Origin of the sequence: Roseateles sp. (assembly GCF_019237615.1) — a bacterium.
Taxonomy (GTDB): domain Bacteria; phylum Pseudomonadota; class Gammaproteobacteria; order Burkholderiales; family Burkholderiaceae_C; genus Pelomonas.
Map to the genome: position 1 here is coordinate 21,980 of NZ_JAFAGT010000068.1, position 10,536 is coordinate 32,515.

General features: G+C 68.9%; 12 protein-coding genes and 1 pseudogene. 5 read left to right on the top strand and 8 right to left on the bottom strand.

The features are described 5' to 3' along the window. Positions 1-190 precede the first annotated feature (190 nt). Both JOY88_RS13815 and JOY88_RS13820 read right to left on the bottom strand, forming a co-directional pair. The gene (locus tag JOY88_RS13815; RefSeq protein WP_293503206.1) at positions 191-514 is read right to left on the bottom strand and encodes a hypothetical protein; all 324 of its coding nucleotides are present in this window, start codon (positions 512-514) and stop codon (positions 191-193) included. Further along, a complete protein-coding gene (locus JOY88_RS13820; protein WP_293503207.1) occupies positions 511-771 on the bottom strand; it encodes a type II toxin-antitoxin system ParD family antitoxin in 261 nt (86 codons plus the stop codon). Before JOY88_RS13820 ends, JOY88_RS13815 begins: the two co-directional genes overlap by 4 nt. A 227-nt stretch (positions 772-998) precedes the next feature. Here JOY88_RS13820 and JOY88_RS13825 point away from each other — a divergent pair, with 227 nt between their 5' ends. From JOY88_RS13825 to JOY88_RS13835, 3 genes are read left to right on the top strand one after another with little or no spacing between them, the layout of a single operon-like run. Further along, the gene (locus tag JOY88_RS13825; RefSeq protein WP_293503208.1) at positions 999-1,394 is read left to right on the top strand and encodes a GntR family transcriptional regulator; all 396 of its coding nucleotides are present in this window, start codon (positions 999-1,001) and stop codon (positions 1,392-1,394) included. Then, a complete protein-coding gene (locus tag JOY88_RS13830; protein WP_293503209.1) occupies positions 1,391-2,269 on the top strand; it encodes an ABC transporter ATP-binding protein in 879 nt (292 codons plus the stop codon). Before JOY88_RS13825 ends, JOY88_RS13830 begins: the two co-directional genes overlap by 4 nt. After that, positions 2,269-3,717: a hypothetical protein gene (locus tag JOY88_RS13835; RefSeq protein WP_293503210.1), complete on the top strand. Its 1,449-nt coding sequence runs from the start codon at positions 2,269-2,271 to the stop codon at positions 3,715-3,717. Before JOY88_RS13830 ends, JOY88_RS13835 begins: the two co-directional genes overlap by 1 nt. A 1-nt stretch (position 3,718) precedes the next feature. Here JOY88_RS13835 and JOY88_RS13840 read toward each other — a convergent pair whose 3' ends face one another. After that, positions 3,719-4,168: an SRPBCC family protein gene (locus JOY88_RS13840; protein WP_293503211.1), complete on the bottom strand. Its 450-nt coding sequence runs from the start codon at positions 4,166-4,168 to the stop codon at positions 3,719-3,721. 122 nt (positions 4,169-4,290) lie between these two features. Here JOY88_RS13840 and JOY88_RS13845 point away from each other — a divergent pair, with 122 nt between their 5' ends. Beyond that, the gene (locus tag JOY88_RS13845) at positions 4,291-6,192 is read left to right on the top strand and encodes a potassium transporter Kup (RefSeq protein ID WP_293503212.1); all 1,902 of its coding nucleotides are present in this window, start codon (positions 4,291-4,293) and stop codon (positions 6,190-6,192) included. A 7-nt stretch (positions 6,193-6,199) separates the two neighbouring features. Here JOY88_RS13845 and JOY88_RS13850 read toward each other — a convergent pair whose 3' ends face one another. Then, positions 6,200-6,676: a flavin reductase family protein gene (locus JOY88_RS13850; RefSeq protein ID WP_293503213.1), complete on the bottom strand. Its 477-nt coding sequence runs from the start codon at positions 6,674-6,676 to the stop codon at positions 6,200-6,202. A gap of 200 nt (positions 6,677-6,876) precedes the next feature. Here JOY88_RS13850 and JOY88_RS13855 point away from each other — a divergent pair, with 200 nt between their 5' ends. Beyond that, positions 6,877-7,791 (top strand): M48 family metallopeptidase, encoded by a 915-nt coding sequence (locus tag JOY88_RS13855; RefSeq protein WP_293503218.1) that lies wholly within the window; start codon positions 6,877-6,879, stop codon positions 7,789-7,791. Here JOY88_RS13855 and JOY88_RS13860 read toward each other — a convergent pair. The 4 genes and pseudogenes from JOY88_RS13860 to JOY88_RS13875 all read right to left on the bottom strand — a co-directional run. Next, the gene (locus JOY88_RS13860; protein ID WP_293503214.1) at positions 7,774-8,406 is read right to left on the bottom strand and encodes a Crp/Fnr family transcriptional regulator; all 633 of its coding nucleotides are present in this window, start codon (positions 8,404-8,406) and stop codon (positions 7,774-7,776) included. The two genes, JOY88_RS13855 and JOY88_RS13860, sit on opposite strands and share 18 nt — an antisense overlap. Before the next feature lie 177 nt (positions 8,407-8,583). Further along, positions 8,584-9,255, bottom strand: coding sequence for a helix-turn-helix transcriptional regulator (locus tag JOY88_RS13865; RefSeq protein ID WP_293503215.1), 672 nt, complete (start codon positions 9,253-9,255; stop codon positions 8,584-8,586). Between the two features lie 123 nt (positions 9,256-9,378). Continuing rightward, positions 9,379-10,020, bottom strand: coding sequence for an MBL fold metallo-hydrolase (locus JOY88_RS13870; protein ID WP_293503216.1), 642 nt, complete (start codon positions 10,018-10,020; stop codon positions 9,379-9,381). A 390-nt stretch (positions 10,021-10,410) separates the two neighbouring features. Beyond that, positions 10,411-10,536 (bottom strand): annotated as a pseudogene (locus JOY88_RS13875) (IS1595 family transposase); the annotation flags it as partial.

A 10,536-nucleotide genomic window follows, 5' to 3' on the forward strand; every position in this document is an offset into this window, starting at 1 on the left:
AACGTCCGTCGAAGACGGACTCTCCAAGTTGTTGATTCAACTACACCAGCGCTTTCCAGCGCAGCCCGTCAGGAAAGCCCGATACGCGGTGATTTGCGGACCTGCTGCCAAACAAGGTTCGTCGAGACTCTTGGGCTGAGGTGTTGACGTCCGCCGAGGCGCAAGGCCGCCTGCAGGCCGGTGTTCGCGCTCAATGAAGACCGTCGGGGAGCATGAACTGACGCGGGAGTTGAGCCGTGCTGACCAGACGGATCAAATCAACACGTGCTGCCTCTTCAACGTACCAGCACCAGAGCTTGGTCTTGCCGACGCGCTTCCACTGAAGCTCGGGGACCCCGAGCAACTGACCGATACGTCTTGATCCGATGCCGGGAGATTCGGAGATCGACCGCAGGCAATCTTGCATCTCATCAACCAAGGTCGCAGCAGAAGCCTCGCCGGCGGAATTGCGTCTGTAGGCCACTTGGCGAATCATGTCTTCAATGGCAGCGGGGCGCCGATATATCGGCTTCATGCCTGACCGGAGGCAGGCGAACGCGCAACCGAGCGAAGTGCTGCCCAGTCCCCCTCGGACATCGCAACCGATTCGCCGCTGTCGATGCCGACCTGGTAGAGCGAGCGAAGTTGCCGAGCAGCTTCTTCATCACGCCGGATCAACTCGCGAACGTACTCGCTGGCATTGCCGTACAGGCCGGAGCGAAGACGCTCGTCCACGACGTCCCGCAGGGCGTCGGTAAGGGACACGTTCATGGTGGGGGTCTTGGCAGGCATGCGGTCATTGTTGGCAAATGGCAAAGTTTGTCAACCGCGCGAGGATCCCGAAAGCGGGAGATCGCAGGACCCGACGGCCGATCTTGGTTTCCAAGATACGCCCCCCCAACAGGCCTTCATTGGATCCGACGGACCTTGTTTGTTGGCTTCAAACCGCCATTGCGCGGTCTGGGCTTGACCTCTGCCGCCTATGTGTACTATTGTACTAATACACATTGTCAGCAGCCATGCAAGCCGCCCACTTCGTCCACATCAATACCGGCTCGCCCGAGCCCATCTACCGCCAGCTCGTCGAGCAGGTGCGGCGGCGCGTCGCGGCCGGGCAGCTGAGGGCCGGCGACGCGATCCCCTCGGTGCGCGAGCTGGCGCAGGCGCTGGCCGTGCACCCCATGACCATCTCCAAGGCCTATTCGCTGCTGGAGGCCGAGGGGCTGCTGGAGCGCCGCCGCGGGCTGTCCATGGTGGTGGCCGCCCAGCACCGGCGCGCGCAGTCGCCGGCCTCGCGCATCGAGCTGCTGCGCCCCGCGCTGCAGCAGGCTGCCGACGCGGCGGGCCAGCTGGAACTGCCCGCCGACGAGGTCATCGCCCTCTTCACCCAACTCCTGCACGGGAACCAGTCATGAGCGCTCATTTCCCCCCTACCGACACCCCCAGCGCCCGGCTGTCCGGCGTGAGCCTGAGCTACCCCAAGGGCGGCGAGGTGCTGCGCAGCCTGGACTGGACGCTGCTGCCCGGCCAGGTCGTGGGCCTGCTGGGCCGCAACGGCGCGGGCAAGACCACGCTGCTGGAGACGCTGCTGGGCCTGCGCGAGCCGCAGCGGGGCCAGGTCACGCTATTCGGCCAGCCGGCCGCCGTCATCGACGACGCGGCGCGCGCCCGCATCGGCTATGTGCCGCAGAGCAGCGACCTGTTCGAGGCCTTCACGCCCGCCCAGTTGCTGGCGTACTTCCGCAGCTTCTACCCGCACTGGAACGAGGCCAAGGCGGACGGCTTGCTGTCGCGCTGGGACATCGCGCGCGACAAGCCCATACGCAAGCTGTCGGGGGGCCAGCAGCAGCGCCTGTCCATCATCCGCGCGCTGGCCCACGAGCCCGACCTGCTGGTGCTGGACGAGCCGGTCGCGGGGCTGGACCCGGTGGGCCGGCGCGACTTCCTGCGCGAACTGGTCGAGCAGGTGCTGGACCGCGGCACGACGGTGGTGTTCTCCACCCACATCCTGTCGGACCTGGAACGCGTGGCCTTCAACGTGGCCTTCCTGAGCCAGGGCCAGATCGCACTGCAGGCGCCGCTGGACGAGTTGCTGGAGCAGGTGCGCGCCTTCACGGGCGGCGTCACCGAGATGGCCATGCTGATGGCGCGACTGGGCGCCGAGCCGCTCAAGCGCACGCCCCTGGACGCCGGCCGCGAGCGCGTGCTGGCCCGGCTGCCCGCCGGCACGGCCGCGCCGCACGAGGCCGAGGCGGTCAACCTCGAAGACCTGTTCGCGGAGCTGACCTGATGGGCGCCGCCTTCAACCAGATGCTGCTGGCCTCCTGGCGCCAGCGCGACCGCGATGCCCCCGGGGGGCGGCGACTGCTGGCCGCGCTGGCGCTGCTGGGTCTGGGCGTGACGCTGTACACCGCGACGGGCGTGCGCCTGGCCGTGCTGGCCGTCAGCGCCGTGCTGGCCCTGGCGATGCTGTGGATGGCACTGGTCGGCAACCTGCTGCAGCAGAACCACCCGCACGCCGCCCGCCTGGTTCCCGGCCATGTGCGGTGGCTGCGCGAGGCGGCACTGGGCAGCTGGATGCTGCTGTCGCTGGCCTGTGCGCTGCTGCTGTGGGCCGGCCTGCCGCGCCTGCCCTCGCTGGCGGCAGCGCTGCTGTTCGTGGCGGCCGTCCTGGTCCTCATGGCCTGGGCGCTGCGCAACTGGAACTTGCTGCTGCTGCTCACGTTCGGCCCGGCGCTGTTCTTCGGCCTGGACCTGGGCAAGCGCCTCGCGCCGCTGTGGTCGGCGCTGCAACAGCTGTGGTCCGCGCAGACGCTGCCGGTGCTGGCGCTGTGCCTGCTGGCGCTGGGCGGGTTGGTCGCGCGCCTGTTCGGCCCCGGCGACGCGGCCCACCGCGAGGCCCATGCCCGCATCATGTTCATGCGCCGCATCGCGCGCGAGGGCACGACCGGCAAGCAGGCAGGCCTGGCCGCGTTCGGCCGCCCCGGCGAATGGCTTGCCCGGCCGTTCGAGCGCATCGCTTCGGCCTGGCTGGCCCATGCCATCGGCCGGGCCGCCGCCACGCGGCGCAGCGTCATGAGCCGCGCCGAGATCGTGCTGCACGGCCAGCAGCACTGGCTGCGCCAGGCCCTGGGCGTCGCGCTGGCGCTTTGCATCGCCGCGCTGAGCTTTCTGCTCGCGTTCGCGATCATGGGCCAGGGGTGGCAGGACGGCTGGCAGCATGGCGCGCTCGGCATCGCCATCGGCGTCGCGAGCGCGGGCTTCAACCCCTGCCTCGCGCTGCCCCAGATGCTGTGGCACAGCCGCCGCGAGCAGGCGCTGCTGCGGCTGCTGCCCGGCATGCCGCAGGGGGCGGCGCTGAACCGCGCCGTCGGCGGCCTGCAGCTGCGCCATGGGCTGGTCGCCTGGGCGCTGACGAGCCTGGCCCTGGCCCTGCTCGCCTGGGTGGGCGACGACATCGCGCTGATGTGCCTGGCGCTGGGCGCGCTGCCGCTGTCCGTCACCTGGCTGCTGCGTGCGCCTGCACGCCTGCGCGCACCCATGTCGTGGACGGCCGTGCTGCCGGTACTCGCCTTCTTGGCGATGTCCGTGGGCCTGTACCTGCTGCACCACAAGCTGCGGCTGTCGTTCGCCTTGCTGGCCGGCGCCAGCCTGGCCGCCAGCCTGGCGCTGGGCCTGTGGCGCTGGCGCGTGCTGGCGGCGGCGCCCGTGGCGCTGCCGGCCGGCCGCCTGGCCTGAGCTACTGGTTGATCTCGGGCTCGGCCAGCTGGGCCAGCAGCTGCAGAGACTCCTGCCAGCCCATGATGCAGGCCTCGACCGGGATGACCGCCGGGATGCCTTCCTGCCGGATGTGCATCTCGGTGCCGCAGAACACGGCCTTCAGCTCGACCGTGGTCGTCATCTCGCCGGGCAGGTTGGGATCGTCGAAGCGGGCCGTGTAGCGCAGCAGCTTGCCGGGCTCCAGCTCCAGGTAGCGGCCACCGAAGCTGTGGCCGTGGCCGGTCGTGAGGTTGGTGAACGACATCTTGTAGCCGCCTCCGACCCTGGCATCCATCTCGTGGACGGTGCCGGTGAAACCATGCGGCGGCAGCCACTTGGCCATCGCGGCGGGCGTCGTGAAGGCGCGCCAGACGCGCTCGGGCGGGCAGCGCAGCACCCGATGCAGGGTGATGGTGTTCGTGGTGGTCATGGCGATACTCCGGTGGCCGAGGACGATCCTCTGCAGACTCGACGATCAGACCCCGGCAGAATCGACACCACCAAGCCCGGACAAACCCGGGCCGGCCAGACGCCCGAGCCACTGCCCAGCCCATGACCGAGCCCGCCGACCCTGCCAAGCCACATCCCCACCGAGCCGGCCTCGCCGCACTGACGGTCGGCGCCATCGGCGTCGTCTACGGCGACATCGGTACCAGCCCGCTCTACACCGTCAAGGAGATCTTCACGCCGGCCACCGGCGTCGCCGTCGCGCCGAACGAGCTGATCGGCGCGATCTCCGCCATCGTCTGGGCGCTCACGCTGGTGGTCACGCTGAAGTACGTCGTGCTGATCCTGCGCGCCGACAACCGTGGCGAGGGCGGCGGCCTGGCGCTGACGGCGCTGGCCACGCAGGCCGTGCGCGAACGCCCGCTGCTGCGCCGCTTCCTGCTGCTGTTGGGCGTGTTCGGCGCGACGCTGTTCTACGGCGACAGCGTCATCACGCCCGCCGTGTCGGTGATGGGCGCCATCGAGGGCCTGGAAATCGTCAACCCGCACCTCGAAAGCTATGTGCTGCCGCTGTCGCTGGTGGTGCTGGTGGGCCTGTTCGTCGTGCAAAAGCATGGCACGCATGTGGTGGGCCGCGTGTTCGGCCCCGTGCTGATGCTGTGGTTCGCGGTACTGGCCGTCACCGGCGCGCTGCAGATCGCGCAGGAGCCGGCCATCCTGGCCGCGCTCAACCCGCTGCGGGCGCTGGAGTTCCTGATCGGCCGCGGCTGGCATGTGCTGGCCGTGGTGGGCGCCATCGTGCTGGCGCTGACCGGCGCCGAGGCGCTGTATGCCGACATGGGTCATTTCGGCGCCCGGCCCATACGCATCGCCTGGAGCAGCATCGTCTTCCCGGCGCTGGCGCTGAACTACCTGGGCCAGGGCGCGCTGCTGATGCGCGACCCCTCGGCCATAGACAACCCCTTCTATCGCCTCTTCCCCGCCACGCTGGTGCTGCCGGCCGTGGCCCTGGCGGCCCTGGCCGCGGTGATCGCGTCACAGGCCGTCATCTCGGGTACCTACTCGATGACCAAGCAGGCCATACAGCTCGGCTTCCTGCCGCGCATGCAGGTGCGCAATACCTCGGCCTCCGAGGCCGGGCAGATCTACATCGCCGGAGTGAACTGGGCGCTGCTGCTGGGCGTGGTGGGTGCGGTGCTGCTGTTCCGCAGCTCTTCGGCGCTGGCCGGCGCCTACGGCATCGCCGTCACGCTGACGATGTTGATCACGACCGTGCTGACCTTCTTCGTCATCCGCAACGGCTGGCGGCTGCCGGCGCCGCTGGCCTGGGGTGCCACCGCCTTCTTCCTGGTGCTGGACGGGCTGCTGGTGGCCGGCTGCGCGATCAAGATCGTCGACGGCGGCTGGTTCCCGCTCGTGCTCGGCGGGCTGCTGTTCGTGCTGATGAGCACCTGGGCGCGCGGCCGTCGCTCGGTGCAGAAGCTGCTGCGCGAGGAAGGCCTGGAGCTGCTGCCGTTCATCGAGAACCTGCATGCCTTCGGTGATGCCGGGCGGCCGCGCGCGGCGCGCACCGCCGTCTACCCGGTGTCCAACCCGGCCCTGGTGCCGCCGGCGCTGCTGCACAACCTCAAGCACTACCAGGTGCTGCACGAGCGCAACGTCGTGCTGACGGTCACGTTCTGCGAGCGGCCCTATGTGCCGGCCGCCGAGCAACTGCAGCTGGAGGCGCTGGCGCCCGGCTTCTGGCGGCTCGTCATCACCTACGGCTTCATGGACCAGCCCGACGTGCCGGCCGCGCTGGCCCGCTGCGAGGCGCGCGGCCTGCGCGCCGAGCCCGCCGAGACCAGCTATTTCCTGAGCCGCGAGACGCTGGTGCCGCGCACCGGCCTGGCGCATTGGCGCGAGGCGCTGTTTGCCACGATGAGCCGCAACGCCAGCGGCGCGGCGGACTATTTCCGCCTGCCCGGCAACGCGGTCGTGGAGCTCGGCACCAAGGTCCAGCTCTGAGGCCCGCTCAGAGCGGCAGCTCGGTGAAGTAGCGCCCGCCGTGGAAGATCAGCGGCTGCGCGCCCAGGCGCGCCGTGCAGCGTTCCACCTCGCCGACGAAGATGACATGGTCACCCTCCTCGTAGCGGCTGCGGTTGGCGCACTCGAAGGTGGCGACGGCGCCTTCCAGCACCGGCGCGCCACCCGCGCCCTCGCGCCAGGCCACGCCGGCGAAGCGGTCGATGTCGCGGGTCGCGAAGCGCTGGGCCAGATCCTTCTGGTCGGCGGCGAGGATGTTGATCGCATAGTGCGAGCCGCGCGTGAAGACCGGCATGGAGCCGGCGCGCCGCGCCAGGCTCCACAGCACCAGCGGCGGGTCCAGCGACACGGAGTTGAAGGAATTCGCGGTCAGGCCGACGAGTTCGCCGTCCGCGGAGCGCACGGTGACGATGGTCACGCCGGTGGCGAAAAGCCCCAGGGCGGCCCGAAATTGCTGCGTGTCCATATCAATGGCGCCGTGCCGCCCCAAGGCATGGATACGCCCCAATCGGGGGCAGCGAGCTGAGCGAGCGTGGGGGCAGTTTCATTTGGCCGATTGTCGCCAGTCCTACGAAAGCCCGGCCAACGCCATCGCACAATGCCGGGATGCATGCCGAAGACTTCCAGGTCCGTGACGACCTGCAGTTCACCGACCCGCCGCGCCGCATGTTCGGTGCCTGCGCCGACTGCGCCGCCGGCCGATGCGCGCCACCCACCCGGCGCGGCCGCCGCCTCTTCACCGGGCTGCTCGCCGCCTCCGGCGCGGCCGCCTTGGTGCCGGCCTGGGCGCGCGAGGGCGTGGACGTCGGGCCCAAGAGCAAGTTCGCCGGCCTGGTGTCGGCCGAGCAGCTGGAACAGGCCGGCGGCCAGCAATACGCGCAGATGATGAGCCAGGCCTCCCAGCAGCGCGCGCTCGCACCCATGGAACATCCGCAGGCCCAGCGGCTGCGCTACATCGCCCAGCGCATCATCCCCTTCAGCTATGAATGGAACAGCCGCGCGCGGCAATGGAAATGGGAGGTCAACCTGCTGGGCAGCCCGGAGCTGAACGCCTTCTGCATGCCCGGCGGCAAGATCGCCTTCTATTACGGCATCCTGGAGAAGCTCAAGCTGGAGGATGACGAGGTCGCCGCCATCATGGGCCACGAAGTGGCCCATGCGCTGCGCGAGCATGCGCGCGAGCGCGTCGGCAAGTCCACCGCGACCAACGTGGTCGTCGAACTCGGCTCGGCGCTGTTCGGCCTGGGCAACCTGGGCCGCACGGTGGCCGGCTACGGCGCGCAGCTGGTCAACCTGAAGTTCAGCCGCGACGACGAGAGCGAGGCCGATCTGGTCGGCATCGAGCTGTCGGCCCGTGCCGGCTACGACCCCGCCGCCGCCGTGCGGCTGTGGGAAAAGATGATGGCCGCCAACAAGGGCGCACCGCCGCAGTGGCTGTCCACCCACCCGGCCAGCGCGACGCGCATCCGCGACATCCAGGCCAACCTGCCCAAGGTGGAAGGGCTCTACGCCCGCGCGCCGCGGCCGGAAAAGCGCTTCCCGGTCGCGCCGCCGCTCAAGTCCTCACCAACGGGCGGGTAGGGTCTTCAGCCGCTGGTATTCGCCGGCCGCCACGCGCCTCAGATAGCCGCCCAGCTCCAGGTCCTTGACCAGCTTGGACACCATCTCGCGCGAACAGCCCAGGCGCTGGGCCATGCCCTGGTGGGTCAGCGCGAGGTGGCGGCCGTCGCCTGTGGACTCGTCGACGAGGTTCTTCAGCCGGCCGTAGACGTCGTTCAGCGCCAGCTGCTTGGTCGACAGCGTCGCCGCGCGCGCGCGGCGTATGACCTTGGTCAGCAGCTCGAAGGCGAACTCGGGGTGCTCGCTGATGTGGGTCAGCAAGCTGGCACGCGTGACCATGACGAGCCGGCTGGCCGTCTCGGTGATGACGCTGGCCGAGCGCGGCCCGCCATCCAGGCTCATTTCACCGACGTACTCGCCGGGGCCGTAGACGCCGTAGGTGATCTCGCGGCCGCGCGCATCGCTGCTGTAGGCGCGCAGCGAGCCGGACAGGATCAGGTAGAGGTTGTCGCCGATCGAGCTTTCCTCGATCAGCACGACGCCCTTGCGGTAGCTGCGCGCCAAGCCGCGCGCAGCCAGCAGCCGCAGCGACGGCGGCAAGGCCTGTAGTTCGTTGTCTAGGGATTCGTCAGCCATCCGAACGGCGCCGCGGGCAACAGGCCAGCGGCGCGCCGAATGTTAGCCCCTTGTCCAAGGAATACCTTGGCAGGTCTTGCAGTCCGCGTCGCGGCCCTTCGGCAAGCACATCGACCAAGGCGCTCTGGCCCGGGAGCGGACCGGCGCCCGGGCCGCTGGGAGGGCCGAATTCGCGCGTCAATTGACCAGCTTGGCCGGCCGCAGCGACGACACCAGCGGCGGCAGCAGCGCGAGCTGGCGCATCAGCTCGCCGATGCTGTCGGCGCCGCTCTTGGCGCGGATGCTCTGGATCTGGCTGCGCACCGTCGAGATGGCGACGCCCTGGCGCTGCGCCACCTCGGTGGGCTTGACGCCGTTGGACAGCGCCTTCAGCACCTCGGTCTCCGCTGGCGTCAGCTGGTAGCGCAGCGCGAACCACTGGGCGGCAAGGTCGCCGCAGAGCTGGCGGCGCTCCAGGATCAGCAGCACGGCGGCCTGGCTGACGTCGCGGTTGAGCGGTACGACGACAACGTTTGCGCGGCCGCATTCGGCGCGCTCGTCGCCCAGGCGCAGCAGGCAGCGCCGGCCGCTGGCCTCGGCCCCCTCCAGCGCGTCGGCCAGCGGCACGGCGTCGGTCAGCAGGCGGGCGCGCAGATGCTGGCCGACGAGCTCCAGCGGATGGTTGTCATCCAGCGACGCGCGCGCCGCGAGGTTGGCATGCAGCACGCGGCCGGCGCCGTTGAGCAGCACGACGCCATGGTCGAGCTCCTCGAGCACCAAACCCAGCCACTGATTGGACAGCGAAGCCGCGGCACGGCGCTCGCGAGGACGGGATCCGGGGGCCTGGCCCGCCTGTACAAACTCGGACATCCACATCGAAGCACTCCTCAGCCCACCCCTTGCGAGCCATCATCAAAGCGTAGGAGAGCACGCTTGGCCAGAAGCGTAAATGTTGCTACACGTGTTTGTGAACGAATTACTGGCGACCGTCGCTCAGACGCCATCCGCAACATAGGGATTGCCGCGGCGCTCCCTTCCAATGCTGCTCTCCGGCCCATGGCCCGGTATGAAGATGGTGTCGTCGCCCATCGGCCACAGGCGCTGGCGGATGGCGTCGAGCAGCTGCTGATGGTTGCCGCCGGGGAAGTCGGTGCGGCCGATGCTGCCGGCGAACAGCACGTCGCCGACGAACACACGCTGGGCCGAGGCCGAGTGGAAGACGACGTGGCCCGGCGTGTGGCCGGGGCAATGACGCACGGCCAGGGTCTCGCGGCCGATCTGCACGGTGTCGCCATCGTCCAGCCAGCGGTCGGGCGTGAAGCCCTCGGCCGGCGGGAAACCGAACATCTGGCTCTGCTGCGCCAGGCCGTCGATCCAGAACTGGTCGCCCGGGTGGGGCCCGATGATGGGCAGGCCCTGCTCGCGCGCCAGCTGGCCCGTGCCGCCGGCATGGTCGATGTGGGCATGGGTCAGCCAGATGGCCTTCAGGTTCAGGCCGCGCTCGCGCACGGCCGCCATCAGCCGCGGCAGCTCGCCGCCAGGGTCGATGACCGCGGCGTCCGATGTGACGTCGCACCACACGATGGAGCAGTTCTGCTGGAAGGGCGTGACGGGCAGGGTCAGGTACTGGAGCATGGGCGCATTGTTGGTGGCTGATAACAATGTTTTGATCTTGGTGTCAATGTATCGATCCGGACCTCAAGACGCGCACACCACATGCTGTCAAAGTTTTGACTCCTCCGGCAGAAGGATGAGCCCGCTGGGCCTTGCAGTGCCGTTATCCCCCCGCGGCAGAATAGTTGTCGTCTCCCTTTTCCCAGCGGATGACCCGCAGCGGAGCGACAGAAGTAATGCAGAGATTGAGAAGGACGCCTGAATTCAAAGAGCAGGCGTTGAGCAAGGCTAGTACAACATCCCCTAAATAAGTTTCTTATAAAAGAGCTTTGATGTAAGCTCGACTCCCCATGGGGAGAGGCCGTCAAGCGCAAGTCGTCAAGCTGTCGAGGAAGGCTCTTTGATCGTTAGTTAGTGATGGTCATTCAGCCCCAATGCCAAAGCCAACAGTGGCGCGGACTTGCGTGGTTTTTTGCTGGCGCGGTCCAGCGCCCGGAACCAGCCGAGGTAGCTTTCCAGGTAGTCTGTGGCCACGCC